This is a genomic window from Streptomyces niveiscabiei (assembly GCF_033794345.1).
Taxonomy (GTDB): Bacteria; Actinomycetota; Actinomycetes; order Streptomycetales; family Streptomycetaceae; genus Streptomyces; species Streptomyces niveiscabiei.
The window spans coordinates 61,344-88,083 of record NZ_JARAYJ010000007.1 but is presented as its reverse complement, the minus strand read 5'-3'; the positions used below and the strand labels follow the sequence as shown (position 1 = coordinate 88,083).

Genomic DNA, 26,740 nt, shown 5'->3' with positions numbered 1-26,740 from the left:
CAGGGCCCGGCACCCCGTTTTCCCGGCCGCGCCGACGCCCTGTCGCCGTGTGTACAGCCCCCTCCCCCGGGTACTCGCCCCTCCCCGAGGAGGCCGATCATGCTGGACCACTCCCACGCACCCGTACTCGAAGCACTCGCGGCGCGGCGGCACGCGCTGTCGTTCACGCCACCGGGGCACCGGCAGGGCCGGGGGGCCGATCCGCGGGTACGGGCCGTACTGGGCGACGCCGTCTTCCGCTCCGACGTCCTCGCGACCGGCGGTCTCGACGACAGGGCCGCTTCCCACCGCGTCCTGGAGCGGGCGCAGGAGCTGATGGCGGACGCCGTCGGTGCCGAGCACACCTTCTTCTCGACCTGTGGCAGCTCCCTGTCCGTGAAGGCGGCGATGCTCGCGGTCGCGGGCCCGCACGAGGAGCTGCTGATCGGGCGGGACGCGCACAAGTCGGTGGTTTCGGGGCTGGTCCTCGCGGGCATCCGGCCGGTCTGGGTGGACCCCCGCTGGGACGCGGCCCGGCATCTGGCCCACCCGCCCGACGCGGACGCCTTCGAGGCCGCGTTCTCCGCGCACCCGTCCGCGCGGGGCGCGCTCGTGACCTCGCCCACCCCGTACGGCACCTGCGCTGACCTCGCCACGATCGCCGGCGTCTGCCACCGGCGGGGGCTGCCGCTGATCGTCGACGAGGCGTGGGGCGCGCACCTCCCCTTCCACCCCGACCTGCCCACGTGGGCGATGGACGCGGGCGCGGACATCTGCGTCACCTCCGTCCACAAGGCGGGCTCCGGCCTGGAACAGGGCTCCGTCTTCCACCTCCAGGGCCCGCGCCTCGACCCGCGCACCCTCGCCAACCGCGCCGACCTCCTCGGCACGACCAGCCCCTCGGTCCTCATCCACGCCGCCCTCGACGGCTGGCGCCGCCAGATGGTGGAACACGGCAAGGAGCTGTACGACGAGACCCTCGCCCTCGCCCACCGGACCCGTGCCCGTATCGGCTCCACACCGGGCCTGCGCGTGGAGGGGCGGGCCGAGTTCTGCGGACCGGGCCGAGCCGCCGACCTCGATCCCCTCCAGATCGTCGTCGACCTCACGGACCTGGGGACGAGCGGCTACCGTGCCGCCGACTGGCTGCGCGCCCACCACTCCATCGACGTCCACCTCGCCGACCACCGCCGTGTCACCGCGCAGCTCACCCACGCCGACACCGCGACGACAGCGGGCACGCTGCTCACCGCACTGACCGCCCTCACCCACGCCCCCGACCTCCCCGCCCCCTCCCCCATCGCCCTCCCCTCCCCCGCCGACCTCCGCCTCGACCAAGCGCTCCTCCCCCGCGACGCCTTCTTCGGCCCCACCGAGGACATCCCCCTCACCGAAGCCCACGGCCGCATCGCGGCGGAAATGCTCACCCCCTACCCACCCGGAATCCCCGCGGCCCTCCCCGGCGAACGCCTCGGCCCCGGCGTCCTGGAGTACCTGCGCACCGGCATCACAGCAGGAATGGTGATCCCGGACGCAGCGGACCCGAACCTGCGAACGGTACGGGTGAGCACCGAACACTAGGACCGCTCCCCCAGGCGGCACGGCATCGGACGGCCAGGAGCCAAAGGCATCCGCCATGGCCCGGCCGACGGCTGCCGTGCCGGGAAGTGGCCCGGTAGCGTGGTGAGCGATCGACTGCTGATGAGGAGGCGGGTAGTGGTGCCCCTGCCTGTGCGGCGCCCGCACCCCGGCAATCTACGGAAGGCCGCCGAGCGGATCGAGGCGTCCACCGGACTCCGGGTCGAGATCATCGGAGGCAGCCTCGTGATGTCCCCCACCCCGCGCGGCAAGCACGCGGGCACTGTCCGTCGGCTCCGCGTGCAGATCGAATCCCGGTTGCCCGCCGGCCTCGCCCCGTACCAGATGTCCTCGATCGCCATGCCTGAGGACCCGGACGACTACGCCACACCCGACCTGACGGTCCTCCCGGTGGAGTGGGACGAGGACGACTCCTGGCTCGCCGACCCCGCTGATGTCGGTCTCGCGGTCGAGGTGATCTCACAGTCCGAGAAGGCGAAGGACATCACCGACAAGAACGGCTGGTACGCCCGCGCCGGAGTCGCCGTGCTTCTGGTCCTGGATCCCCGTACCGGGCGCTGGACTCTGCACACCCGGCCCAAGGACGGGGAGTACCGAGGGCAGGTGCACGGGGTGTACGGGGAGACGGTCGAACTGCCCGCCCCCTTGCCCTCCCCGGTCGACACCGGCGTCCTGCCGCTCTACGGGTCCTGATCGCGGAACCCCCGACCCGCCTCAGCCCCGCCGCCCGGGGCGCCCCCGGTCCGCGTACCGCGTGGTCGCTGAGCCCGGACGGGGCAGGGAGCCGGCGCGCATGACGGTCTGCGCGGTGTCGGTCAGGCCCTGGTCCGGCGGGTGCGGTGCATGGCCCAGGCCAGGAGCGCGGCGGAGGTGAGTGTGAGGGCGGTTCCGGAGAGGGTGGCCGCCTCGTGGAACTGGCCGGTCTGGGTCGGGGTCCAGTGCCCGGCGGTGACGTTCCCGGCGAAGACCGCGGCGAGGACGGTGCCGACCGTGGCGACCCCGGCGGCGGCGGTGACCTCAGCGGCCGTGTCGATGAGCGCGGCGCCCGTGGACGTGCGGTCGGCGGGAAGGCCGTCGAGGACGTTGACGCCGGCCGCCGCACCGACGACCCGCATCCCGGCGGCGACGAACACCAGCGAGAGCGCCACCCACGGATAGCCGAGCCGCCCGGACAGGGTGTAGAGGGCGAGCCCGGCGACGACGGAGGCGGCGCTGGTCCAGGCGGCCCGGTCGAGGCCGGCCCGCTGGACGAACCGGTGCACGAAAGGGCCCCCGGCGATCAGCACGACGACCTGCGGCGCCATCCCGAGCGAGGCCAGCGTGGGCGACCACCCCCGGTCGAGCTGCAACTGGAGCGTGACCAGGTAGGCCAGCCCGGCGTTCGCGAGCCCGGCAGCCGCCTTGTACGCCAGCCCGCCGGACACCCGGGGCCGGGCGACGAGCGAGAGGTCGAGCAGCGGATGCGCATGGGACCGCTGCCGCCTCACGAACAGGAACCCGGCGACGAGGGCCCCGCCGGCCGCACCCCACGGCGCCCACCCCCCGGCACCGGACTCCACGAACAGACTGGGCGCGACCAGCACCAGCACGAGCGCGACCGTACCGAGCGCCCCGCCCGCCAGATCCGCGGGCGCCCGATGCGACTCCCCGGGATCGTCGACCGGCACCCCGGCCCGGATCCCGACGATCGCGAGCACCACGATCGGCACGTTCGCCAGCAGCAGCACCTGCCACGGAGCGAAGGACAGCACGATCCCCCCGACGGTCGGCCCGATCGCGAGCCCCACCATCCCGACGGTCGAGATCAGCGTGATCGCCCGGACCCGCAGCCCCTCGTCCTCGAACAGCCGGAAGGCCATCGCCATGGTCCCCGGCGTGGTCATCGCGGCGGCGACCCCCATCACCGCGCGGACGGCGATCAGCTCGCCGGTGCTGGTGACGGCGGCCGTCGCGAGGCAGGCGACGCCGAGCAGCACGAGCCCCGCGACCATCACGCGCCGCCGCCCGAGCCGGTCGGCGAGGGCGCCGCACACGAGCATGAGCCCGCCGAAGACGACGGAGTAGGCGTTCGTGACCCATTGCAGGGCGACGGTCGGGGCGCCCAGTTCGCGGCCGATGGTGGGCAGGGCGACGGTGAGGACGGTGTTGCTCATCATCTCGAACAGGAAGACGGCCGAGAGGCCGACGAGGGCGAGGCGGGCCTCGCGCAGGGAGCGGAAGGTGGGCTCCCGGGCGGTGGTGGTCATGGGACTCCTCGGAGCAGAACGAACGACGTTCTTCACACGAACAGCGTTCTTGACACGAACGTCGTTCTTCATGCGAACGACGTTCTGTTGACGAACACTGTTCTAGACAGGGAACGGCGTTCGAGTCAAGCTATGCTGACCCCGTGACGAACAAGAGCGCCGGAAACCGCGACGACTGGGCCGCGAAGATCGCCGCCCTCGACAAGCCGGACCAGCCGCCCGGAAAACCCCCGATCACCGTCGCCCGGATCATGGCCGAGGCGTTCCGCCTCATCGAGACCGACGGCTTCGAGGCCCTGACGATGCGCAAGGTCGCCGCGGCCCTCCAGACCGGCCCGGCCTCGCTGTACGCCCACGTACGCAACAAGGCCGAACTGGACGAACTCCTGATCAGCGAGGTCTGCGCCAGGATCCCCGTACCCCGGCCGGACCCGGCCCGCTGGACCGAGCAGATGCTGGAGGTCTGCCGGGCCCTGCGCGACGAGTACCTCCGCTACCCGGGGATCTCCCGCGCCGCCCTGGCCGCCGCCCCCGACAGCCTGGACGCGCTGCGCCTGAGCGAGGGCATGCTGACGATCCTGCTGGCCGCCGGAGTACCCGCCCGGTCCGCGGCGTGGGCGATCGACGCCGCGTTCCTCTACGTCTCGGCGTACTGCTTCGAGGTCTCCCTGCGCCACGACCCCGCCACCGGCACCGACCAGCGCGTCCTGAACCGCGCCGCCCTGGCCGAGCGCTACCGTATGCTCCCCGCCGACCGCTTCCCCAACACCGTCGCCCACATCACCGAACTGACCTCGGGCGAGGGCCACGACCGCTTCGAGTTCACCCTGAGGGCCCTGCTCGGAGGACTCGCCCCGGAGCGGCCCTGACCCACCGCCCTCAGCCCCGGCCGAGCCGGAACCCGGTGACCGTCTTGGGGTGCAGCCGCAGCAGCGTGTCGTGCGGCCCGTGCGCCCAGCCCGCGAGGGTACGGCGATAGTGCGCGGCCTCGTCGACGTCCGTGACGATCTCGACGGGCCCGTCGACGGTGACGCTCCACCCGGTGCCGTGGACGACCCGGATCTCGTCCGCGTGATAGGCGGCGGCCCCCGGAATCGCCGCCGCCGCCACCGGCGTACGGATCACCAGGCGCCCGTACTCCCACACGTGCCGGGCGGGCCGTACGGCGGTCGTCTCGCGCAGCGGGTACACGAGCCGCCCCAGAGTGGTGCCTTCGAGGAGCCACAGGGCCTCGGCGCCGGAGAGTTCGGTCATACGGGGTGCGGTCATCGGCGGGCTTCCTCGTCGCGCGTACCAGACGTCGGGGCGGGCAGGACACCGGTCCGTACGAGGTGGGTGCGGGCGGCGTGGATCGCCTCGGGGGTGCTGGGGTGGTCGCGTGCGGGGTCGAGGGCGCCCACGGACTCCAGGACCTGGCGCTGGCCGGGCCGTACGCCGGAGGTGTGGACGGCGATGCCGCGCCGGCGCAGCTTGTCGACGGCGTCCTTGAGGACGAGCGCGCCGGTGGCGTCCATGGTGGTCACCCGGGACATGCGCAGGACGACGACGCGGACGTCGGCGACCTCGGTGAGTTCCAGCAGGAAGCGGTGGGCGGCGGCGAAGAAGAGGGGCCCGTCGATGCGGTAGGCGACGATGTGCTCGGCGAGCAGGGCGTGTTCCTCGGCGGTGTGGTCGCCCCGGTCGAGGGGGACCTCGTCGAGGCGGGCCTGGAGGGCGACGGCGCGCAGGGCGAGGGCGCCCGCGACGGCGAGGCCGATGACGACGGCGTACACGAGGTCGAGGGCGAGGGTGGCGGCGGCGGTCAGGACGAGTATCGCGGCGTCGGAGCGGGTCGCCCGGGCCATCGCCTTGAGGGAGCCGACCTCGACCATGCGGATCGCGGTCGCCAGCAGGACCCCGGCGAGGGCCGCGAGCGGGATCCTGGAGACGAGGGGTGCGGCGGCGAGGACGATGAGCGCGAGGACGGCCGCGTGGGTGAGGGCGGCGAGCCGGGAGGCGGCGCCGGTGCGGACGTTGACGGCCGTGCGGGCGATGGCCCCGGTCGCGGGGACGCCGCCGAACAGCGGGGCGGCGATGTTCGCGAGGCCCTGGCCGAACAGCTCCCGGTCCGGGTCGTGCTGCTGGCCCACGGTCATGCCGTCCGCGACGGACGCCGACAGCAGCGACTCCAGCGCGGCCAGCGCCGCGACCGCGACGGCCGGGGCGAGCAGGGTGCCGAGCGCGCCGGGGTCGAGGAACGCCAGCGACGGCGCGGGGAGCCCGGCGGGCAGGTCGCCGATCGGCCGCGCCGCGTCGAGGTGGGCGAGTTGGGCGACGGCGGTCGCGGCGGCGACGGCGAGGAGGGAGAACGGGACGGTGGGCCGCCACCGGGCACCGGCCAGCATCAGGGCGGCGACGGACACGGCGAGGCCCAGGGCGGTCCAGTTCGGGGACTTCGCGAACTCCTCGGCCGCGCGCCAGGCGACGACGAGGACGCGGTCGCCGTCCGGCTTGGGGACACCGAGGGCGTTGGGTATCTGCTGGAGGCCGATCACGCAGGCGATGCCGAGGGTGAACCCCTCGACCACGGGCGCGGGGATGTACCGCATGTACCGGCCCGCCCGCAGCCCCGCCAGCACGACCAGCATCACGCCGGCCATCAGCCCGACCGTGAGGACGCCGCCCGGCCCGTACGCGCCGACGATCGGCACCAGCACGACCGTCATCGCGCCGGTCGGGCCCGACACCTGGAGGTTCGAGCCGCCGAACACCGCGGCCAGCGTGCCCGCGACGACCGCCGTCGCGAGCCCCGCCTCGGCGCCGAGCCCGGAGGAGACGCCGAACCCGAGGGCGAGGGGCAGGGCGACGACGGCGACGGTCAGCCCGGCGAGAAGGTCACGGCGCGGGTCGCGGCGTATCTGCTCCAGGTCCGTACGCGAGGGCAGCAGTGCGGCGAGCCGTGCGAGGGCTCCCCGGTACAGCGGTGCGGACACAGGCGCCTTCCCCTGATCGGTGCCCCGGCGGCGTTCGGACGCGAAGACGCTGTGCTCGCGGCAACCTGCGAGCACAGCGCATACAGCATCTAACGACTTGCGAAATTTAGCAATTCCGCATCATAGGTACGCCGGGGCCCGCCAGGGCCGGTCCCTAGGCCTTGCGCACCACGCTCGACTTCAGCTGCATCGCCCCGAACCCGTCGATCCGGCAGTCGATGTCGTGTCCGTCCACGCCGTCCACCAGCCGGATCCCGCGCACCTTGGTCCCGGCCTTGATCCCCGAGGGGCTCCCCTTCACCTTCAGCGCCTTCACCACCACGACGGCGTCCCCGTCCCGCAGCACGTTCCCGACGGAGTCCTTGACGACCCGCTCACTCTCCGCGGCGACGGCGGGCGCCTCGCCGGGCACCCACTCGTGCCCGCACTCCGGGCACACGATCAGGGCGTTCATCTCGTAGGTGTACTCGCACGAGCACGTCGGACAGGGGGGAGGATTCTCGTTCATCCGGGGAGCCTATCCGGACACCTGTGGCTGTCTGTGCGCCGAAGGCTCTTCGCGGGGTGGTGCCGTCGAGGCGCGGATCACGAGTTCGGTGGCGAGTTCGACGTGGTGGGACTCGACCTTCTCCCCGTTGGCCAGCCGAAGGACGGTGCGCAGGGCGGCGCCGCCCATCTCCCGCAGCGGCTGGCGCACCGTGGTCAGCGGCGGCGAGGCCATCTGGGCGATGCTCGTGTCGTCGAAGCCGACCACGCTCAGGTCCTCGGGGACGCGCAGGCCCCGGGTGCGGGCGGCCTCGATGACTCCGACGGCGATCTCGTCGTTGCCCGCGAAGACCGCCGTCGGCGGCTCCCGCAGGCCCAGGAGCGCGGTGGCGCCGAGCAGCCCGGCCTCGTACGTGAACTCTCCGGGCCGGACGTAGGCGTCGGGTACCCGCACTCCCTCCTCCTCCATGGCGGCGCGGTAGCCGTGCACGCGCGCCTGGTTGGACACGGCCATGGCCGGTCCGCCGACGTAGGCGACGCGGCGGTGCCCCAGGGAGAGCAGGTGCCGGGTCGCGGCCAGGCCGCCGCCGAAGTTGGTCGACCCGACGCTGTGGACGCGGCTGTCCGGCAGGTGCAGGGGGTCCAGCACGACCAACGGCAGCCCGAACCGGGCCAGTTCGTTCAGGTGCGCCGCGGTGTACACGCTGGTGACCGCGATGACGGCACGGCGCCCGGCGGAGACCAGGTCCCGGGCCCAGTGCGGGGCATGGGACGCCTTGCTGATCACCACCGAGGCCCCCGATGCGGCGGCGGAGTCGATGATGCCTTCGAGGGTCTCGGCCACGTACGACTTGAGGCCGCCCTGGAACTGCACCTCGACGGTCGGGGTCTCGACGGCCTCGGTGTGGCGGAACACGGGCGCGAGGTAGTCGTGCTGACGCAGCAGTTCCTGCACCCGGCTGCGAGTGTGCGGCGCCACGTCACCGCGGCCGTTGACCACTTTGGACACGGTCGCGACGGAGACTCCCGCCGCCTGGGCGATGTCGGCCAAGGTGGTGCGCCTGGCGTTCGGACGCATCGGTTCCTCCCAGCTGTACGTCCAGCGACCCTGTCCCTGACCAGTCGTTTTCGAAATCGTTTCGGTCCTGTCGGGGTTCCTTGAGGGGCTTTCCCGCCCGATATTACGGGGCTGCCTACATCACGACAACGTGCCTGCACGCACCTTGACAGGGCGTCAGTTCGAAACTTAATTTGCACGAACGGAGCTCGGAGAAGGCTTTTTCGAAAACCTTTCACCAGTGTGGAGATGAATATGGCACTCTCCCGACGTACCCTCCTCGGCTTAGCCGCCGCCGTGCCGGCCTCCGCGGCCCTCGCGGCCTGCGGCTCGTCCGGCCCCGGCGACGACGCCGGAACGGCCACGTACTGGCACCTGAGCGGCCAGCCTCAGGAAGGCGTCAGAACCGGCGCGGTCGAGCGGTTCAACAAGGCCAACCCCAAGGGGAAGATCGAAGTCACCACCTTCGAGAACGACGCCTACAAGACAAGGATCAAGACCGCCATCGGCGCCGGGAAGGCGCCCACGATCATCTGGGGGTGGGGCGGCGGCACGCTGCGCTCCTACGTGAAGGCCGGCCAGGTCGACGACCTCACCCCGTGGTTCGCCGAACACCCCGACCTCAAGAACCGGCTCTTCCCGAACTCGTTCGGCCCGGCGACCGTCGACGGCAAGATCTACGCGGTCCCGACCGAGAGCGTGGAGCCGATCGTCCTGTTCTACAACAAGAAGGTCTTCGCCGACGTCGGCGTCCAGCCGCCTCAGTCGTGGGGCGACATCATGGCCCTGGTACCCCGGTTCAACGCGAAGGGCATAGCCCCGTTCGCCCTCGGCGGCCAGTCCCGGTGGACGAACATGATGTGGCTGGAGTTCCTGTTCGACCGCATCGGCGGCCCCGAGGTGTTCCAGGCCGCCTACGACGGCGAGAAGGACGCCTGGTCCCACCCGGCCGCCATCGAGGCGCTGACCAAGGTGCAGGACCTCGTCAAGGCGGGCGGATTCATCAAGGGCTTCTCCTCGATCACCGCGGACTCCAACGCCGACCAGGCGCTGCTGTACACCGGCAGGGCCGCGATGATGCTGCACGGCACCTGGTCGTACGGCATCCAGCAGACCGAGGGCAAGAACTTCGTTTCCAGCGGCGGCCTCGGTTTCATGAACTTCCCGCCCGTCGAAGGCGGCAAGGGCGACCCGAGCAACTCCGTCGGCAACCCGGCCCAGTACCTGTCCATCTCCTCAAAAGCTAGCGCCGAGCAGAAGGAGATCGCCAAGAAGTTCTTCGCCACCGGCGTCCTCACGGACGAGGAGGTGAAGGAGTGGATCGACACCGGGGCGGTGCCGATCCGGAAGGACTCGCAGAAACTGCTGTCCGGCTCCAAGAGCTCCGAGTTCCTGGAGTTCGTGTACGGCATCGCGAGCAACGCGAAGTCGTTCAGCCAGTCCTGGGACCAGGCGCTCAGCCCGACGGCCGCCGAAGCGCTGCTGGACAACATCACCAAGCTGTTCCAACTGTCGATATCGCCGCAGCAGTTCGCCGCCAATCTCAACAAGGTCATCGGCACGTGAGCGCACTCACGAACCCGGCGGGGCGCGAGGGCCGGCGCGGCGTCCTGCCCTGGCTTGCCGTGCCGGCGCTGCTGTTCTTCGTCGGCTTCGCCGTCGTCCCGCTCGTCGGCGTCTTCGCGCTCAGCTTCACGACGTGGGACGGGATCGGCGCCATCCACCCGTCCGGACTGACCAGTTGGCGTGCGGTGCTCACCAACCCCGGGCTGCCGCACGCCCTGTGGGTGACGTTCCTGGTGATGGCCGTGTCCTGGGCGGTCCAGACCCCGGCGAGCATTCTGCTCGGCACGTTCCTGGCGGGCCGCCAGCGCTACCGTGCGGTGCTGAGCCTGATCTACTTCGTCCCGCTCCTGCTCAGCTCGGCGGCGATCGCGGTCGCGTACAAGGCGCTGCTGGACCCCAACTTCGGTCTTGGCGCAGGGCTCGGGGTCGAGTGGCTCAGCAAGGACTGGCTGGGGCGCCCGTGGCTCGCCTTCGGCGTCGTCATCTTCGTGGTCTCCTGGCAGTTCGTGCCGTTCCACTCGCTGATCTACCAGGGGGGCGTCCAGCAGATCCCGCGGTCCCTGTACGAGGCCGCTCAGCTGGACGGCGCCGGGCAGGTCCGCCAGTTCTTCAGCATCACGCTGCCCCAGCTCAAATACACCATCATCACCTCGTCGACGCTGATGGTGGTCGGCTCGCTCACCTTCTTCGACCTCATCTTCGTCCTGACCGAGGGCGGCCCCTCGGACGCCACCCGGGTCCTCGCGCTGGACATGTACAAGCGGGGCTTCCAGGCCAGCCTGATGGGGCCGGCCAGCGCCATCGCGGTCATCCTCGTCCTGGTGGGCCTCGCCCTCGCCCTGCTGCTGCGCCGGCTCGGCGGCCGGGACGCCGGCGAGAGCCAGCTCGAAGGGGTGTGACATGACCACCACGCTGACCAAACCGCAGCCGCAGAAGACGACCCGCCGGGAGCGGGGGCACCGTCGCGGTACGACCGCCGGGCGGCGCAACTGGCTGGGCGGTCTGGCCGGATGGCTCTGGCTGGCCGTCGTCGTCATCCCCCTGTACTGGATTCTCATCACCAGCCTCAAGGAGCGGAGCACCTACTACGCGAGCAACCCGCTGGCGCCGCCGACCGATCCCACGCTGGACAACTACCAACTGGTCTTCGAGTCCGACTTCTTCAGCTACCTCTGGAACAGCGTCGTGGTCACCGTCGGCGCGGTGGTGCCGGCGGTCGCGGTCTCCTTCATGGCCGCCTACGCCATCGTGCGCGGCTGGCGCATGCGGTTCCTGCGGGTGGTGAACGGCCTGTTCCTCATGGGCCTCGCCATCCCGCTCCAGGCGACGGTGATCCCGGTCTACCTGATCATCATCAAGCTTCAGCTGTACGACAGCCTGCTGGCGCTGATCCTGCCGTCGATCGCCTTCGCCATCCCGCTGTCCGTGCTGATCCTCGCCAACTTCATCCGCGACGTGCCCAAGGAACTGTTCGACTCGATGCGGGTGGACGGCGCCACCGAGTGGGGGACACTGTGGCGCCTGGCGGCGCCGCTCACCCGCCCGGCCATCCTCACCGTGACCATCTTCAACGCGCTGACCATCTGGAACGGGTTCCTGCTGCCGCTGATCCTCACCCAGAGCCCGTCCCAGCGGACCCTGCCGCTCGCCCTGTGGACCTTCCAGGGCGAGTACGGGGTCAACGTCCCCGCCCTCCTGGCCGCCGTCGTCCTCACGACCCTGCCCCTGATCATCCTGTACGTGTTCGGCCGCCGTCAGCTGCTGAGCGGTCTGACCGCCGGATTCAGCCGCTGACCGACGCCGAAAACGGGTCAGGGGCCTTGCCGGATCTCTCCGGCAAGGCCCCTGACCCGCGACTATCACAGTCGGGACGACAGGATTTGAACCTGCGACCCCTTGACCCCCAGTCAAGTGCGCTACCAAGCTGCGCCACGTCCCGATGCGCGGCCCACGAGTAGGCGGTCGCGCGAACAGAACTCTACCCCACCCGGGGTACCGCTCCGAAGGCGGGACAATCGGGGTATGGCTCAGGCGCGGGACAGGGACAGTGCGGGGCGGGCGAGGAGCGCGCGGCCCAGGGACGGGCTGGGGCGCCCGTTGCCGTACGGGGAGGCGGGGGTGCCGAGGCAGCCGGAGGGGATCGTGCGGAGCCCGGCGCGGACCGTGGCCGAGGCGCAGGCGCTGTTCGACGCCGGCAAGCCCTTCCATGCCCACGAGGTCTTCGAGGACGCCTGGAAGACCGGCCCCGAGGAGGAGCGCCCCCTGTGGCGGGCGCTCGCGCAGCTCGCCGTGGGGCTGACGCACGCGGCGCGGGGCAACGAGACCGGCGGCGTACGGCTGCTGCGGCGCGGGGCGGACGAGGTCGAGCGGTGGCCGGGGACGTCGTACGGCATGGATCTCCCCGGCGTCGTGGCCTGGGCGCGGGCTCTGGCGGACGAGATCGGCAAACGGCCCGTGGACCCGGCGGCGAGGGCACCGAGGCTGCGCTGACCGGCACGCACCAGCACCGCGCCGACCGCGTTGTCAGTGCCGTACGGCAGACTCGGGGGCGTGCGAAGGATTCATGTCATCGGTATCGGCGCGGGCGACCCGGAACACCTGACCCTCCAGGCGGTCAGGTCGATGCGGGAGGCGGACGTGTTCTTCGTCCTGGACAAGGGCGAGGCGAAGAGCGACCTCACGGACCTGCGCAGGGAGATGCTGAGGACGCATGTTCCGGAGGGGACGTACCGGGTCGTCGAGGCCCGCGACCCGGAGCGGGACCGTACGGCGGGCGGCACCGCGTACTCCCCCGCCGTGGGCGACTGGCGCAGTGCCCGCGCGGACATCTACGAGCGGCTGATCACCGGGGAGCTCACCGACCAGGAGACCGGCGCGTTCCTGGTCTGGGGCGACCCCGCGCTGTACGACAGCACGATCGCGATCCTGGACGAGGTCCTCGCGCGGGGGAACGTCGACTTCACGTACGACGTGATCCCGGGCGTCAGCAGTGTCTCCGCGCTGGTCGCCCGGCACCGCACGGGGCTGAACCGGGTCGCGCGGCCGGTCCAGATCACGACCGGGCGGCGGCTCGCGGCGGGGTTCCCGGAGGGGGTGGACGACGTGGTGGTGATGCTGGACGCGCACCAGGCGTTCCGGGGGCTCGCGCGGGAGGGCCAGGAGGACATCGACATCTACTGGGGGGCGTACCTCGGCACACCGGACGAGATCCTCGTCTCGGGGCCGATCGCGGAGGCCGGCCCCCGGATCGAGGAGGTGCGGGCCGAGGCGCGCGAGCGGAAGGGCTGGATCATGGACACGTACCTGCTGCGGCGCAGGCCGAAGGAGGGGTGAGGGGGAAACCCCGTACCCGACCGCGGCAGAACACCCCGGTCGGCCCTCCCCGCGTGCGCCTCCCTCCCCCCGGCGCGATCGTGTCCCCGTGACCGTCACCCAGGATTCGCCACCGGCCGCGCAGCCCCCCGTACTGGACCCCCGCCGCCGCAACGTCGTCTTCGTGACGATCGTGCTGGGCATGCTGCTCGCGGCCCTGGACCAGACGATCGTCGGGACGGCGCTGCCCACGATCGTGTCGGACCTCGGCGGCGCCTCCCACATGTCGTGGGTGGTGACGTCGTACCTCCTCGCGGAGACCGTCGCGACGGTCCTGGTCGGCAAGTTCGGCGACCTGTTCGGCCGCAAGGTGGTCTTCCAGGTCTCGGCGATCGTGTTCATCACGGGCTCGTTCCTGTGCGGCCTGGCGACGAACATGCCGCTGCTGATCGCGTGGCGCGCGGTGCAGGGCATCGGCGCGGGCGGCCTGATGGTGACGGCGATGGCGCTGATCGCGGACGTCATCCCGCTGCGGGAGCGCGGCAAGTACCAGGGCGCGATCGGCGCGGTGTTCGGCGTGGCGACGGTGGTCGGCCCGCTGCTCGGCGGCCTGTTCACGGATCACCTGTCGTGGCGGTGGGCGTTCTACGTGAACGTCCCGATCGCGGTCGTCGTGGTCCTCGCCGCCGCGCGCACGATCCCGGTCGTCAGGTCCGTGTCCCGCCCGGTCATCGACTACCTCGGCATCGCGTGGGTCGCGCTCGGCGCGAGCGCCCTGATCCTGGCGACGAGCTGGGGCGGCAACGAGTACGCGTGGGGTTCCGGTGTGATCGTCGGCCTGTTCGTGGGCGGCGTGCTCGCGCTCGGCCTGTTCTGCTGGACGGAGACACGGGCTGCGGAGCCGATGCTGCCGATGCGGCTGTTCCGCAACCCGGTGTTCACGGTGTGCTCGGTGCTCAGCTTCATCGTCGGGTTCGCGATGCTCGGCGCGATGACGTACCTGCCGAGCTATCTCCAGTACGTGGACGGCGATTCGGCGACCGTCTCCGGGGTACGGACGCTGCCGATGGTGCTCGGCCTGCTCATCGCGTCGATCGGCAGCGGCAACGTGATCAGCCAGACCGGCAGGTACCGGGTGTTCCCGATCGCCGGCTCGCTCGTGATGGGGCTCGGTCTGTTCCTGATGTCGCGGATGGGGCCGGGTACGGGGGCCTGGCTGGAGTCGCTGTACATGTTCGTCCTCGGCTTCGGGATCGGGCTGTGCATGCAGGTCCTGACGATCGCCGTGCAGAACACGGTCGAGTACGCCGACCTCGGCACCGCGACCTCGGGCGTCACCTTCTTCCGTACGCTGGGCAGCTCCTTCGGCACGGCCGTCTTCGGCACGATCTACACGAACGCGCTCGGCCCCAACCTGCGGGACGGCATCGGAGAGGCGGCGGCGACGGGTACGGCGGACGCGGCAGCCCTCACCAAGGCGGCGACCAGCCCGGACGGCGTCCACCAGCTCCCCGCGCGAGCCGCCGGGCCGATCATCGACGCGTACGCCGACACCATCCAGACGGTGTTCCTGTGGACGGTCCCGGTCGCGGCGCTCGGTTTCCTGGTCGCCCTGCTGCTGAAACAGGTCCCCCTGCGCGACAGCGCCCGCGCGGGCTCCACGGACCTGGGCGAGGGCTTCGCGTCCCCGAGCGGCGCGGACTCCCGGCGGGTCCTGGAGGCATCGGTCGCGAAGATCATCGGCAGCACGGGCCTGGAGACCACCCGCCGCATCGTCGAGGACTCCGACACCCGCCTCGACATCGCCGGCGCCTGGGCGGTCATGCAGGTCGAACTCCACACCCGGATGGTCGGCCACGCGAGCCTCGGCCTCATCGCGGCCCGCCGCCACCTCCCCCCGGAGGTCCTCCTCCCCGTCTTCGACCGCATGGTCGAGGAGGGGTACCTCACCCGCACCGGCACCCTCCTGACCCACACGGACGCGGGCGCCCGCGAGGCCCGCGTCATCTCGGAGGCGTGGGGCGACTGGCTGAAGGACCACGTCGAACGGGACCTGGGCCGGCCGTCGAGCGGGGACCTCCACGCGGCGGTGGACGCGATCGCGAAGAGACTGCTGGTGGAGGACCTGAGCAGCGGGATGCGGGAGCGGAAGGAGGTCACGGCGGGGTAGGCGCCGAAATCCGGATGCCTCGCTCCCCCACCCCTCGCGCATACTGCTCCCATGTCCCCGACCCGCTTCTACGACGTCCGCACGGAGCTGTTCCACTACGCGGACTCGGCCCTCGTGCACTGCCCGCGCTGCGACCGCCTCGCCCACCGCGAGCACCGCAGAGCGGACCGCGAGGTGCGGGTGATCTGCCGTTCCTGCGGCTTCGCGGCCGTCGACGGACGGGGGAGCCGGGCCCTCCCCCTGTGGCTGGAGGCCGGCACCCGCCACGGCACGATCTGGGCCTACAACCTCGAACACCTCACCGTCCTCAGGGACTTCGTCGCCGCCGGCCTCCGCGAACACGCGCCCTGGCACGAGCACGAGCACCGCCGGATGACCTACGTCGCCAGACTCCCCGCCTGGATCAAGTCCGCCAAGAACCGCGCCGAGATCCTCCGTACGATCGACCGCCTGCGGGCGTCGGTCACAGCGCCCTGACCCAGGCCACCGCACCCGCCACATCGCCGACCACGTCCACCCCGTACGGCGCCGGGGGCCGGCGTACGACGATCACCGGCACCCCCAGCTCCCGCGCGGCCGTGAGCTTCGCGGCCGTCGCGGCGCCCCCGCTGTCCTTCGTCACGACCACATCGATACGGCGGTCCCGCAGCAGCCGGAGTTCGTCCTCGACGGTGAACGGCCCGCGCGCGAGCAGCACGTCGCAGTCGCCCGGAAGCGGCGGCTCGGGCGCCTCGACGGACCGTGCGACGAGATGCACCCCGGCGACCTGGGCGAAGACCGCCAGCTCCAGCCGCCCGGTGGTCAACAGCGCCCGGCGGCCGAGCCGGGGCAGCAGCGCGGCGGCCTCCGCGAGCGACCCGGCGTCGTACCACCGGTCCCCCTCCCCCGCCTCCCACCCCGGCCGCCGCAGCACGACGAACGGCACCCCGGTGACGGCGGCAGCGGCGACGGCGTTGGCGGTGATCCGCGAGGCGAAGGGATGGGTGGCGTCGACGAGCGCGCCCACGCGATGCTCCCGCACCCACGCGGCCAGCCCATCAACCCCGCCGAACCCCCCGATCCGCACGTCCCCGGCGAGGGAGCCGGGCCGGGACACGCGCCCGGCGAGCGAAGTGGTCACGCGCACGGGGGACGCGGGGGCGGCGGCCACGGGGGCGGCGGAGGCCGCAGGCACGAGGGCAGCAGAGGCCGCAGGCCCGGAGGCAGCAGGCCCGGGAGCAGCAGAGGCTGCGGGCCCGGGGGCAGCAGAGACGGCACGCTCAGGGGCAGCAGAGGCCGCAGGCCCGGAGGCCGCGAAGACGGCACGCTCAGGGGCGGCGGAAGCCGCAAGCCCCGAGGCAGCAGAGGCGGCAAGGCTCGCCCCGGTCAGCGCAGCCGCGAGTTCCCGGCCCTCCGTCGTCCCCCCGAGGATCAGCACATGCACAGCCCCGACCCTACGAGACGCCCGCCACAGCGCGGCCGTACCCCCGCTTGTTAGCCTGGTCCGCCCCTTTTCACCAGGTGAGGAACTCGACGACGCATGACGGCACCGCACTCCTTGTTCCTCGGCGCGTCCCTGGAGATGACCGGCAAGGACGCCCCGGCCCTGGAGGGTGCGGGGCTCGCGCCCGGTACCCGGGTCAACATCACGCACCTCGCGTCCGAGGACCTGGACACGAGGGTCGACGCCGCGCGGGCCGTCGGGAAGCACGGGCTGATCCCCGTACCCCACCTGTCGGCCCGCCGCCTGCGTTCCCCGGCGGAGCTGGGCGAAACCCTCGCGGCCCTGCGTTCGGCGCAGGCGGCGGAGTCCGTGTTCGTCGTCGCGGGCGACCCCACGACCCCGCACGGCCCGTACCCCGACGCCCTGTCGGTGATCCGCTCGGGCCTGCTGGAGGAGCACGGCGTACGGCACGTCGGCATCGCCGCCTACCCGGAGGGCCACCCGGCGATCGGCACCGAGGCCCTGTGGTCGGCGCTGGAGGAGAAGACCTCGGCACTGAGGGAACAGAACCTCGCGGCCACCGTCACCACCCAGTTCGGCTTCGCCGTGGACCCGGTCCTGGCGTGGCTGGAAGAGGCGCGGGCGAGGGGCGTCGACGTCCCCGTCCGCATCGGCGTCCCCGGCCCGGCCGGCGTCCGCCGCCTCGTCGCGTACGCCCGCCGCTTCGGCGTCGCCACGAGCACCGGCATAGCCCGCAAGTACGGCTTCTCGCTGACGCAGCTGATGGGTACGGCGGGCCCGGACCGTTTCCTGCGGGCGCTCGCGGCGGGTCTCGTACCGGAGATCCACGGCGAAGTGGCCCTGCACTTCTACACGTTCGGCGGCCTGGAGGCGACGTCGGCGTGGCTCACCGGAGCAGCAGCTGCGCCCCTCCCACCACAGTCGCCGCGATCACCAGCCTCTCGAACAACTGCTGGTTGATCCGGTCGACGGCCCACCGCCCGATCAGCGCCCCCGGCACGACGAACACCACCAGTGCCGCGTCGAGCAGCAACGAGTTCCCGTCGATGAGCCCGAGCCCGGCGCTGAAGGGCACCTTGGACACGTTGACGATCAGGAAGAAGAACGCGGACGTACCCAGGAACCCCAGCTTCCGAAACCCGGCGGACAGCAGGTACATCGACATCACCGGCCCCCCGGCGTTCGCGACCATCGTCGTGAACCCGCCGAGCACCCCGTAGGACCGCGCCTTGAACCGCCCGGCGCGGGTGACGACGGCGTCGGGCTCGTCGGCGGAGTCGGCCCGGCGGCGGCGCCAGACCGTCACCCCCGCCATGAGCAGCAGGATCGCCCCGATCGAGGTCCGTACGACCTCGTCGTCGGCCCACACGAGGAACACCGTCCCGACGATCACCCCCGCCGCGACGGCCGGGAAGAGCCGCCACAGCGTGGGCCAGTGGGCGTGCCGGCGGTAGGTGAGGACGGCGAGGACGTCCCCGGCGATCAGGATCGGCAGCAGGACGCCGGTGGACGCGCGGGCCGGCAGGACCGCCGCGAAGACCGCGAGGCTGACGGTGTTCGCGCCGCTCACGGCCGTCTTGGAGAAGCCGACGAGGAGGGCGGCGAGGGCGAGGGCGGCGAACTCCCAGCCGGTGATGTGCCACAGAGTCATCGTGTTCATTGCGTTGACCGATGCTATGCCCACGCATCCGGGGTAGGGAAAGGGCGTCTCACCGCGTGACACTGTGGACTTCTCGGATCTCTGGAGGCGGCGTGGGCGATGTCCGTTACCTGACCGGCGTGCGGGGCCGGATCGCGGTGCACGAGTGGGCGGTGCCCCGGCCCCGGTACGTCGCGGTGCTGGTCCACGGCTACGGGGAGCATCTCGGCCGGTACGAGGAGCTCGCGGGGGTGTTGCGGGGGCACGGCGCGGCTGTGCTGGGCCCGGATCACGCCGGGCACGGGCTGTCGGACGGGGAGCGGGTGCTGGTCGGGGACTTCGAGGACGTGGTCACGGACGTCGAGGCGGTGGTGTCGGTGGCGCGGGAGTCGTGGCCGGGGGTGCCGCTGGTCGTCGTGGGCCACTCGATGGGGGGCTTGATCGCCGCGCGGCTGGCTCAGCGGTCGGCGGGGCGGGAGGCGGACGGCGGGAGCCCGGGTGAACGGCGTCCGGGTGCTCGGAGTCCGGGTGACCGGAGTCCGGGTGACCGGGGTTCAGGTGATCGGCTTTCCGGCGGCCGGCTCGCCGCGCTGGTCCTGTCCGGTCCGGTCATCGGGGACTGGGCGCTGCCGGGCCGGCTCCTGGCGTACGACGAGATCCCGGACGTCCCGATCAGCCCCGCCGCGCTCTCGCGTGACCCGGCGGTCGGGGCGGCGTACACGGCGGACCCCCTGGTGTGGCACGGGGCGATGAAGCGGGCGACGCTGGAGGCGTTCCGCACGACGCTGGGGACCGTCGCTTCGGGCGGCGGCCTGGGCGGGCTGCCGGTGCTGTGGCTGCACGGCGAGGACGACCGCCTCGTCCCCCTCGCCGGGAGCCGCCCCGGCGTGGCGCGGCTCACCGAGGGCGGCTCGCTGACCTCGCACGTCTATCCGGGTGCCCGGCACGAGGTGTTCGCGGAGACGAACCGCGCGGAGGTGTTCGGGGACCTCACTCGGTTCCTGGACGCAGCAGTACGGTGAGCGCCGCCGAGACGAGGGTCTGCGTGCCCGGCACCAGTGCCGACAGGTCGGGCGCGAACAACGGGCTGTGGTTTCCCGGCACGTTGGCGAACTTCTCCCTCAGCTCCTCGCCCTCCGCCGCCGCCCAGGCGTCCGCAGGGGTGGTGGTGACGTACCAGTAGTCGTACGGGACGCCTTCGGGGGCGAGTTCGGAGAAGTCCTCGCTGCCCATGACGGGCCCGAAGTCGAACACGGTGTGCTCGCCGAAGAGTTGCCGGTGCGCCTCGGCGACGCGCTGGTCGAGGGCGGCGTCGTTGACGGTCACGGGATAGCTGGAGACGACCTCCACCTCGGGCGCCCGCGGACAACCGGCCGCGCCGCACTCGCCGTTGACGATCCGCCGGATCGCCTCCAGCGCCTTGTCCCGGGTACGCCGGTTCTGCGTACGGAGGTTGAGGGCGAGCCGGGCCTCGGCGGGGATGATGTTGTGCGTGGCCCCCGCCTGGAACGCGCCCACGGTCAGGACGGCCGACTCGCTCGCCGCGATCTCCCGGGCGACGACCGTCTGGAGCCGGGTGACGATGTACGAGCCGATCACCACGGGGTCGACGGTCGACTCGGGGCGCGAGCCGTGTCCGCCGACGCCGTGCACGACGACGTCGATGTCGTCCGAGGCGGACATGGTCAGGCCGGGGGTGTGCGGGTAGAACCCCACCGGTCCGGGCGCGGCGTGCTGCCCGAACACGGCGTCCGGCCGGGGGAACCGCTCGTGCAGCCCGTCCGCGACCATCGCCGCCGCGCCGCTCCCGGCCTCCTCTCCGGGCTGTCCGATCACGACGACCGTCCCGGCCCAGCCGTCCCGCCCGGCGGCCAGCACCTCGGCAGCCGCCACGAGCCAGGTGACGTGCAGGTCATGGCCGCAGGCGTGCATCACCCCGTCGACCGTCGAGGCGTACGGCAGCCCCGTCGCCTCCCGCACCGGCAGCGCGTCCATGTCGGCCCGCAGCCACACGACCGGTCCGTCGCCGTTGCGCAGCACACCGACCACACCGGTCCCTCCGACCCCTTCCGTCACCTCGTACCCGGCCCCCTTGAGACGCCCGGCGAGCTTGGCCGCCGTACGGTGCTCCGCGAAGGCGAGTTCGGGGTGCCGGTGGAGATCCCGGTAGAACTCCTCCAGTCCACCGACCTCCAGGGCTGTGGTGAGTTCGCGGGTGTGGGGGGCTGACATGGGGTTTTCCTCCTTGGGTGGGGTGTGGGTGGACGGTACATCGCGGGTGGTAGGGAAGACATGAAGCCGACGCGGAGAGCGACGTCGGCGCTTGTCGCGAGGAAGCGGAGGAAGCGGAGGAACCGCGGGCCTCGGCCGTCCCGCGACAGCCCCGGTCCGCCTCACCGCGGTTCCCTCTCCCCCGCGCCCCCGCTCCTCGCCCGGGGCTTGACCCCCGTCGGGAGTTCGGCCCGTACCTCCCAGCCCTGCCCCTGTCGTGGCCCCGCGGTCAGTTCGCCGTCGAGGGCTGTGACGCGTTCCTTGAGGCCGACGAGGCCGAAGCCGCCGCCGTGGGCCTCGGCGGGGAGGCGGGCGGTGCCGTGGCCGTCGTCCTGGACGATCACGACGAGGCGGTCGGCGTGGGGGAAGAGGGTGACGAGGATGTTGGTGGCGTCGGCGGCGTGGCGGCGGATGTTGGTGAGGGACTCCTGGACGACGCGGTAGGCGGCGGCCTGGATCTCGTGGGGGAGGCCGGAGGGGAGTTCGGGGTCGCGGTGGAGGATCGCGCGCTGTCCGGGTCCGGGGAAGCGGTCGACGAGTTCGCGGATGCCGTCGAGGTCGCCGACGGGGCGGCGTTCGACGGCCTCGGGCCCGACGTCCCGCAGGACGCCGACCGTGCGCCGCATCGAGGCGAGCGCCTCGGTCGCGGCGCGCTCGATGCCGGCGAGGACGCCGTCGATCTCGTGCTGCGGGGCGTCGGACATCATGCGGGCGACCTGGGTCTGGACGAGGATGCCGGTCACGTGATGCGCCACGAAGTCGTGGAGGTCGGCGGCGATGGCGAGCCGCTCGGCCCGCCGGGTCTCCCCCACGGCGACGACGCGGCGGTAGTCCAGGGACCGCAGGTATCCGGCGATCCCGGAAACGAGCCCGGTGAACACCAGGCCGATGACCAGGGCCGCGAGGAGCCTGTCGTCGTGCAGGGAGAAGGACTGGAGGTAGCGCACCGGCAGGGCGAACAGCGCGAGGCCGTTCAGGACGGCGCACCCGGCGGCCCACGGCCCCGGCACCTGCCGCACGGCCAGGAAGAGGAGGCAGAACAGGACGAGAACCTCGCCCGGCCCGAACGCCCCCGGCTCCCGCAGGCCCAGCATCACGCCCGTGTAGAGCAGGGAGAGCAGGGCGGGTACGGCGGTGCGGACCTGCTCCGTGAGCCAGGCGGGCCGCTTCTTCGCGGGCCACAGCACGGCGGCGAAGCCCACGGCGAGGACGGCGCCCGCCGCCCAGGCCGACCCGCCTGCGGCCTCGGCGTACACGAGGTCCAGGACCGCGGCGGCGGGCAGGGTCCCGACGGCCAGGACCCGTGCGCAGCCCCGGGCCCTGCCGGTGACTGATGACATGGCGATCACGGTAGCGCCGCCGGACCCCGCCCCGTATCGGCCGAACGGCCGAGGGCGAGTGGGGGAAACGGGCCGAGAACCTGGCCGGACGGCCGAGGCGGAGGGCGGGGTCGAGCGGCGAGAGTGGTGGCACGGAGCGAAACGGTCGCTTCGCCTCTCCTCTCCTCTTCTGTCCTGCTCCCGGTTCGGAGGCATGTCATGCAGCGCAGCAAGTTCGTGATCGGTCTGGTGGGCTGTGCCACCGCCGCCGTCGCCGTGGGCGCGGTAGGTACGCACCTCCTGTCGGGCACGCAGTCGACGACGGGGCTGGACGAGCGGTCGGCGGTGCGGGTCAACGGCTATCCGGCCCTGTCCAAGAACGTCGTCGAGGGCCGGATCCAGAGCAGGAACCACCCGCTGCCGTGGGTCGGCGCCAAGCTCAGGGGCGTGAGCTGTCCGACCGGCCTGAAGGCGGTCGCGGGCGCAACGATCACGTGCAGGGGAGAGAAGAACGACGGGCGGACCGTCGAGATACCGGTCAGCGTCGTCAAGGCGACGCCGTCCTCCGTCACTTGGAAGTTCGAGCGCTGAGCAGAGGCTCACCCACCTCCTGGCGATCCCCCTGACGAAAGGCTCTCCCTCTCATGACTCCCGTTCTGGCCGGTCTCGGCCTCGTGAAGAAGTACGGCTCGACCGTCGCGCTCGACGGCGTGGACGTCCATGTCCAGGAGCGTGACTCGCTCGCGATCATGGGCCCGTCGGGCTCCGGCAAGTCGACGCTGCTGCACACCCTGGCCGGCATCGTCCGCCCCGACTCGGGGACGGTCATGCTGCGCGGCGAGAGCATCGAGCGGCTCGGCGAGAACCGGCTGAGCGCGCTGCGCCGCAAGCGGTTCGGCTTCGTGTTCCAGTTCGGCCAGCTCCTGCCCGAGCTGCCGGCCGAGGAGAACGTGGCGCTGCCGCTGATGCTGGAGGGCGTGCCGCGCAAGCAGGCGGTGGAGCGGGCCCGTCGCTGGTTCGCGCCGCTCGGCCTGGAGGGCCTGGAGGCGCGCCGCCCCGGTGCCCTCTCCGGTGGGCAGGCGCAGCGGGTCGCCATCGCCCGCGCCCTCGTCATCGAGCCGGACGTCGTCTTCGCCGACGAGCCGACCGGCGCGCTCGACCAGCGCACCAGCTCGGAGGTCGTCACCCTCCTGACGTCCGTCACCCGCGCCCAGGGGGCCGCCCTGGTCATGGTCACCCACGACCCCGACGTCGCCGCCCACTGCGACCGCATCCTCCAGGTCAGGGACGGCCGCATCAGCGGTCACACGCAGTACACGGTGGCCTGAGGACATGGCACCACCGGCCCGCGCGAACCCGCCGCCCCCGACACCGGCTCCCCGGTGAACAGCCACCGCCGGTACGACGCCCGGCCCCACGAAACCCGTCGGCCGGTCCCCCTCGGACCCCCGCCGAGGGCCACCCCCGCCCCCGACCTCCCTGTGAGGCATGATCTGTCCCATGACCTCCCCCGCCCCGGCCCCGCCGCCGAACCCCGCCGCCCCGATCAGGGTGTTGATCGCCGACGACCAGGAGATGGTGCGTACGGGATTCCGGTTCTTCCTGGACGCGCAGCCGGACATGACGGTGGTCGCGGAGGCGGCGGACGGGGAGGAGGCGGTGGCGCTGGCGCGGCGGTTGCGGCCGGACGTGTGTCTGCTGGACATCCGGATGCCGAGGCTGGACGGCCTGGAGGCGACGCGGCTGCTGGCGGGGCCGGGCGTGGAGGACCCGCTGAGGGTCGTCGTGGTGACGACGTTCGACCTCGACGAGTACGTGTACGGGGCGCTGCGGGGCGGGGCGTGCGGGTTCCTGCTGAAGGGCTCGGGGCCGACGCTGCTCGCGGAGGCGGTGCGGGCGGCTGCGGCGGGCGACTCGCTGGTGTCGCCGTCGGTGACGGTCCGGCTGCTGAAGCACCTGACGCAGCAGGAGGCGAGCCGTGCCGCCCGGCCGGACGCGTCGGCGCCCTCACTGGCCGACCCGCTCACGGAGCGGGAGCTGGAGGTCGTCCGGCTGGTGGCGCTGGGGCGGACGAACGCGGAGATCGCGACCGAGCTGTTCGTCTCCCTGTCCACGGTGAAGACGCACCTGTCCAGCGCGCAGGTGAAGCTGGGGACGAGGAACCGGGTGGAGATCGCCGCGTGGGCCTGGCAGCACGGGCAGGTGAACCCGGTCTAGCGGGCGGGGCCGAGGTCCAGGACGCGGGCGATGGTGCGCAGGACGCCGTTGTCGTTGTTGGATGGGGCGAGGTGGCGGGCCCGGCGTATCACCTCGGGGTGGGCGCCGGTCATGGCGAAGGACCACTCGGCGGCGTCGAGCATCTCCAGGTCGTTGAGGTAGTCGCCGAAGACCATGGTCTGGGCCGGGGTGATGCCGAGTTCCCCCTGGAGGCGGCGCAGGGCGGCGCCCTTGTTGGCGGTGCGGTTCATGATGTCGACCCAGTGTTCGCCGGAGACGACGACCTGGTGGTCCTCGGCGAAGGCGGCGAGCGCGGGGGCGACGGTCCGCTCGGCGGAGCCGAAGGAGTAGAGGGCGACCTTGATGATGTCGTCGTCGACGGCGGTGACGTCCTCCACGATCTCGTTGCGGAGGTAGTAGCGGCGCACCTCGGCGAGGAACGGGCCGTCGGTCTGCTCGACGTACGCGGAGCGCTTGCCGCAGACGACGACGCCCACGTCGACGCCGGCCGCGGCGAGCCGCCGTACGGTGTGGACAACCTCGGCGGCGACGGCGGGGTCCAGCGGGTCGGAGCTGAGTTCGCGGCCGTCGCGCACGACGTAGGTGCCGTTCTCGGCGATGAAGACCATGCCGTCGGCGAGGCCGGTGAAGTCGCGCTCCAGGGTGGCGTACTGGCGTCCGCTGGCCGGGATGAAGAGGATGCCGCGCTCGCGGAGCAGGTCCAGCATGTCGCCGAGGCCCCGCGGTGGCCGTTTGTCGTCGTCGAGCAGCGTGCCGTCCATGTCGGTGACGATCAGCCGGATGTCGGCGGCGGGGGCGGACGGCCCGGTCGGGGCGAGGTGGGGCGCGGCGGAGGTGGGCATGTCCTGCTTTCTGTACGGAGACGGTCCGATTGTCAGACTACCGGGGCACCCGAAAGGCCCCGGCCCCGTCTCACCGGCGGGTTCCCTCCGGCTCCCCACCCCGACGCGCCCCGACGCGCCCCCAACCACCCCACCCCGCACCCCCGGACGTGAAACCCTGGCCCAAAAGCCCGACTTGCCCGAGGAGCGCCCCCTATGACCACCCTCACCGACCCGATCCCCGGCGGCAGGCCGGGGGATGTCGAGCGGGCCGTGTCCCTGGCCGAGACGCTGGCCGCCAGGAACGTGCACGGCATCGTCCTCGCGTACGTGGACACGGCCGGCGTGCACCGCGTGAAGTCGGTCCCCACGGCGAAACTCCCCGCCGCCGCTGCCTGGGGGGTGGGCATGTCGCCGGTGTTCGACACGTTCCTCGCGAACGACCACGTCGTCACGACGGACGTCCTCGGCTCCCCGGACGGCGACCTGCGCCTCTACCCGGACCTGGATCTGCTGACGGTGCTGGCCGCGCAGCCGGGCTGGGCGTGGGCGCCGGTCGACCGGATCACGCAGGACGGCGAACCGCACCCGGGCTGCTCCCGCACGGCCCTGCGCCGGATCACCGAGCGCGCGGCCCTCGACCACGGCGTCGCCTTCCGCGCGGCGTTCGAGGTCGAGTGGATGCTGGGCCTGGACACGGCGGCCCCCGGCGAGTTCGTGCCGGTGACGACGGCTCCGGCGTACGGGGCGACGCGCCAGGTGGAGCTGGGCGCGTTCCTCGCGGACCTGCTGGCGGCGTGCGCGGCGCAGGAGCTGGACGTGGACCAGGTCCATCCGGAGTACGCGGCGGGCCAGTTCGAGATCTCGGTGGGCGCGGCGGACCCGGTCGCGGCGGCCGACCGCTGCGTACTGACCCGGCAGACGATCCGCGCGGTCGCGGGGCGGCACGGTCTGCGCATCTCGTTCGCCCCGGCGGTGGCGGCGACGGGCGTCGGCAACGGCGGCCACGTCCACCTCTCGGCGTGGCGGGAGGGCCGCAACCTGCACACGGGCGGCGACCGCAGGCACGGCCTGACCCCGGAGGCGGAGTCGTTCGCGGCCGGTGTCCTCGCGCACCTGCCCGCGCTGATGGCGCTCACCGCGCCCAGTCCGGCGAGCTATCTCCGGCTCAAGCCGTCCCAGTGGGCGGGGGTGTTCACCGCGTGGGGCCTGGAGACGCGGGAGACGGCCGTCCGTCTGGTCCCCGGCACGAGGGGCCACCGCGCCGAGCAGGCCAACCTGGAGGTCAAGCCGATCGACCTCGCGGCGAACCCGTACGCGGCGCTGACCGGCCTGATCGCCGCCGGACTCGACGGCCTCGCGGCACAGAGGAGCCTCCCGGCAGAGACGACGGGCAACCCCGCCACGCTGACTCCGGCCGAGGCCCACGAGAAGAGAGTCCGCCGGCTGCCCGCCTCGCTCGCCGAGGCCGTCGCCGAGTTCCGGGAGGACAAGGTCGTGCGCGCGGCCCTCGGCCCGGTCCTCGCGGACGCCGTGATCGCGGTCCGCGAGGGCGAACTCGACGCCGTGCGGGCCCTGGACGACGAGCAGGTCGCCGCCGCCTACCGCTGGGCCTACTGAC

26 protein-coding genes and 1 tRNA gene are annotated in these 26,740 nt (G+C 72.4%); 16 read left to right on the top strand and 11 right to left on the bottom strand.

The window, feature by feature from the left end; genetic code table 11:
• Nucleotides 1–102 precede the first annotated feature (102 nt).
• A complete protein-coding gene (locus PV682_RS11995; protein WP_319728922.1) occupies nucleotides 103–1,560 on the top strand; it encodes an aminotransferase class I/II-fold pyridoxal phosphate-dependent enzyme in 1,458 nt (485 codons plus the stop codon).
• A gap of 135 nt (nucleotides 1,561–1,695) precedes the next feature.
• Nucleotides 1,696–2,271: a Uma2 family endonuclease gene (locus tag PV682_RS11990; protein WP_319727576.1), complete on the top strand. Its 576-nt coding sequence runs from the start codon at nucleotides 1,696–1,698 to the stop codon at nucleotides 2,269–2,271.
• Nucleotides 2,272–2,393: 122 nt separating this feature from the next.
• On the opposite strand, the gene PV682_RS11985 is transcribed toward PV682_RS11990, so the two are convergent.
• Nucleotides 2,394–3,824 carry an MFS transporter gene (locus PV682_RS11985; protein ID WP_319727555.1) on the bottom strand — a complete coding sequence of 477 codons (1,431 nt, stop codon included), beginning with the start codon at nucleotides 3,822–3,824 and terminating at the stop codon, nucleotides 2,394–2,396.
• Between the two features lie 143 nt (nucleotides 3,825–3,967).
• Here PV682_RS11985 and PV682_RS11980 point away from each other — a divergent pair, with 143 nt between their 5' ends.
• Nucleotides 3,968–4,693: a TetR/AcrR family transcriptional regulator gene (locus PV682_RS11980; RefSeq protein WP_319727546.1), complete on the top strand. Its 726-nt coding sequence runs from the start codon at nucleotides 3,968–3,970 to the stop codon at nucleotides 4,691–4,693.
• A 10-nt stretch (nucleotides 4,694–4,703) separates the two neighbouring features.
• Here the strand turns inward: PV682_RS11980 and PV682_RS11975 are convergent, their stop codons facing one another.
• The 4 genes from PV682_RS11975 to PV682_RS11960 all read right to left on the bottom strand — a co-directional run bounded on the left by PV682_RS11975 (nucleotide 4,704) and on the right by PV682_RS11960 (nucleotide 8,360).
• Nucleotides 4,704–5,093, bottom strand: a complete 390-nt coding sequence (locus PV682_RS11975; protein ID WP_319727538.1) for a pyridoxamine 5'-phosphate oxidase family protein — start codon at nucleotides 5,091–5,093, stop codon at nucleotides 4,704–4,706.
• Nucleotides 5,090–6,796 carry a SulP family inorganic anion transporter gene (locus tag PV682_RS11970; RefSeq protein WP_319727529.1) on the bottom strand — a complete coding sequence of 569 codons (1,707 nt, stop codon included), beginning with the start codon at nucleotides 6,794–6,796 and terminating at the stop codon, nucleotides 5,090–5,092. Before PV682_RS11970 ends, PV682_RS11975 begins: the two co-directional genes overlap by 4 nt.
• Before the next feature lie 154 nt (nucleotides 6,797–6,950).
• Nucleotides 6,951–7,304, bottom strand: coding sequence for a zinc ribbon domain-containing protein YjdM (locus PV682_RS11965; RefSeq protein ID WP_055720350.1), 354 nt, complete (start codon nucleotides 7,302–7,304; stop codon nucleotides 6,951–6,953).
• Between the two features lie 9 nt (nucleotides 7,305–7,313).
• The gene (locus tag PV682_RS11960) at nucleotides 7,314–8,360 is read right to left on the bottom strand and encodes a LacI family DNA-binding transcriptional regulator (protein ID WP_319727497.1); all 1,047 of its coding nucleotides are present in this window, start codon (nucleotides 8,358–8,360) and stop codon (nucleotides 7,314–7,316) included.
• Between the two features lie 234 nt (nucleotides 8,361–8,594).
• On the opposite strand from PV682_RS11960, the gene PV682_RS11955 reads away from it, so the two are divergent.
• Genes PV682_RS11955 through PV682_RS11945 form a run of 3 tightly spaced genes read left to right on the top strand, consistent with a single transcriptional unit; the run spans nucleotide 8,595 to nucleotide 11,699 of the window.
• Nucleotides 8,595–9,905: an extracellular solute-binding protein gene (locus tag PV682_RS11955; protein WP_319727488.1), complete on the top strand. Its 1,311-nt coding sequence runs from the start codon at nucleotides 8,595–8,597 to the stop codon at nucleotides 9,903–9,905.
• Entirely contained in the window at nucleotides 9,902–10,804 is a 903-nt protein-coding gene (locus tag PV682_RS11950; protein WP_319727477.1) for a carbohydrate ABC transporter permease, read from the top strand. The genes PV682_RS11955 and PV682_RS11950 overlap by 4 nt, the downstream gene beginning before the upstream one ends.
• Before the next feature lies 1 nt (nucleotide 10,805).
• On the top strand, nucleotides 10,806–11,699 hold the full coding sequence (locus PV682_RS11945) for a carbohydrate ABC transporter permease (RefSeq protein ID WP_319727453.1): 894 nt from the start codon (nucleotides 10,806–10,808) through the stop codon (nucleotides 11,697–11,699).
• A gap of 71 nt (nucleotides 11,700–11,770) precedes the next feature.
• Here PV682_RS11945 and PV682_RS11940 read toward each other — a convergent pair.
• Nucleotides 11,771–11,844, bottom strand: a tRNA-Pro gene (locus tag PV682_RS11940).
• 83 nt (nucleotides 11,845–11,927) lie between these two features.
• Here PV682_RS11940 and PV682_RS11935 point away from each other — a divergent pair.
• From PV682_RS11935 to PV682_RS11920, 4 genes are all read left to right on the top strand, one after another.
• A complete protein-coding gene (locus PV682_RS11935; protein ID WP_319727444.1) occupies nucleotides 11,928–12,395 on the top strand; it encodes a DUF309 domain-containing protein in 468 nt (155 codons plus the stop codon).
• Between the two features lie 60 nt (nucleotides 12,396–12,455).
• A complete protein-coding gene (cobF, locus tag PV682_RS11930) occupies nucleotides 12,456–13,238 on the top strand; it encodes a precorrin-6A synthase (deacetylating) (protein WP_319727435.1) in 783 nt (260 codons plus the stop codon).
• Between the two features lie 88 nt (nucleotides 13,239–13,326).
• Nucleotides 13,327–15,387, top strand: coding sequence for an MDR family MFS transporter (locus tag PV682_RS11925; RefSeq protein ID WP_319727432.1), 2,061 nt, complete (start codon nucleotides 13,327–13,329; stop codon nucleotides 15,385–15,387).
• 51 nt (nucleotides 15,388–15,438) lie between these two features.
• A complete protein-coding gene (locus tag PV682_RS11920; protein ID WP_319727429.1) occupies nucleotides 15,439–15,864 on the top strand; it encodes a hypothetical protein in 426 nt (141 codons plus the stop codon).
• Here PV682_RS11920 and PV682_RS11915 read toward each other — a convergent pair.
• Nucleotides 15,851–16,561: a cobalt-precorrin-6A reductase gene (locus tag PV682_RS11915; protein ID WP_319727426.1), complete on the bottom strand. Its 711-nt coding sequence runs from the start codon at nucleotides 16,559–16,561 to the stop codon at nucleotides 15,851–15,853. The two genes, PV682_RS11920 and PV682_RS11915, sit on opposite strands and share 14 nt — an antisense overlap.
• Before the next feature lie 345 nt (nucleotides 16,562–16,906).
• Between PV682_RS11915 and PV682_RS11910 the strand changes: the two genes are divergently transcribed.
• Nucleotides 16,907–17,791: a methylenetetrahydrofolate reductase gene (locus PV682_RS11910; RefSeq protein WP_319727424.1), complete on the top strand. Its 885-nt coding sequence runs from the start codon at nucleotides 16,907–16,909 to the stop codon at nucleotides 17,789–17,791.
• Here the strand turns inward: PV682_RS11910 and PV682_RS11905 are convergent.
• Nucleotides 17,718–18,491, bottom strand: a complete 774-nt coding sequence (locus PV682_RS11905) for a sulfite exporter TauE/SafE family protein (protein ID WP_319727421.1) — start codon at nucleotides 18,489–18,491, stop codon at nucleotides 17,718–17,720. The two genes, PV682_RS11910 and PV682_RS11905, sit on opposite strands and share 74 nt — an antisense overlap.
• 92 nt (nucleotides 18,492–18,583) lie before the next feature.
• Here PV682_RS11905 and PV682_RS11900 point away from each other — a divergent pair, with 92 nt between their 5' ends.
• Complete coding sequence (locus PV682_RS11900) at nucleotides 18,584–19,492, top strand: alpha/beta hydrolase (protein ID WP_319727419.1); 909 nt, start codon at nucleotides 18,584–18,586, stop codon at nucleotides 19,490–19,492.
• Here PV682_RS11900 and PV682_RS11895 read toward each other — a convergent pair.
• Nucleotides 19,461–20,702: an amidohydrolase gene (locus PV682_RS11895; RefSeq protein WP_319727417.1), complete on the bottom strand. Its 1,242-nt coding sequence runs from the start codon at nucleotides 20,700–20,702 to the stop codon at nucleotides 19,461–19,463. The genes PV682_RS11900 and PV682_RS11895 overlap by 32 nt on opposite strands.
• Before the next feature lie 161 nt (nucleotides 20,703–20,863).
• Entirely contained in the window at nucleotides 20,864–22,081 is a 1,218-nt protein-coding gene (locus PV682_RS11890) for a sensor histidine kinase (protein WP_319727414.1), read from the bottom strand.
• Between the two features lie 198 nt (nucleotides 22,082–22,279).
• Here PV682_RS11890 and PV682_RS11885 point away from each other — a divergent pair, with 198 nt between their 5' ends.
• The 3 genes from PV682_RS11885 (at nucleotide 22,280) to PV682_RS11875 (ending at nucleotide 24,277) form a co-directional block, all read left to right on the top strand.
• Nucleotides 22,280–22,651, top strand: coding sequence for a DUF4333 domain-containing protein (locus tag PV682_RS11885; RefSeq protein WP_319727412.1), 372 nt, complete (start codon nucleotides 22,280–22,282; stop codon nucleotides 22,649–22,651).
• A 53-nt stretch (nucleotides 22,652–22,704) separates the two neighbouring features.
• Entirely contained in the window at nucleotides 22,705–23,388 is a 684-nt protein-coding gene (locus PV682_RS11880; RefSeq protein WP_319727410.1) for an ABC transporter ATP-binding protein, read from the top strand.
• A 172-nt stretch (nucleotides 23,389–23,560) separates the two neighbouring features.
• A complete protein-coding gene (locus PV682_RS11875; RefSeq protein WP_319727408.1) occupies nucleotides 23,561–24,277 on the top strand; it encodes a response regulator transcription factor in 717 nt (238 codons plus the stop codon).
• Here the strand turns inward: PV682_RS11875 and PV682_RS11870 are convergent.
• The gene (locus PV682_RS11870) at nucleotides 24,274–25,140 is read right to left on the bottom strand and encodes a Cof-type HAD-IIB family hydrolase (RefSeq protein WP_319727405.1); all 867 of its coding nucleotides are present in this window, start codon (nucleotides 25,138–25,140) and stop codon (nucleotides 24,274–24,276) included. The two genes, PV682_RS11875 and PV682_RS11870, sit on opposite strands and share 4 nt — an antisense overlap.
• A gap of 195 nt (nucleotides 25,141–25,335) precedes the next feature.
• Between PV682_RS11870 and PV682_RS11865 the strand changes: the two genes are divergently transcribed.
• Nucleotides 25,336–26,739, top strand: a complete 1,404-nt coding sequence (locus PV682_RS11865) for a glutamine synthetase family protein (protein ID WP_319727403.1) — start codon at nucleotides 25,336–25,338, stop codon at nucleotides 26,737–26,739.
• Nucleotide 26,740 lies beyond the last annotated feature (1 nt).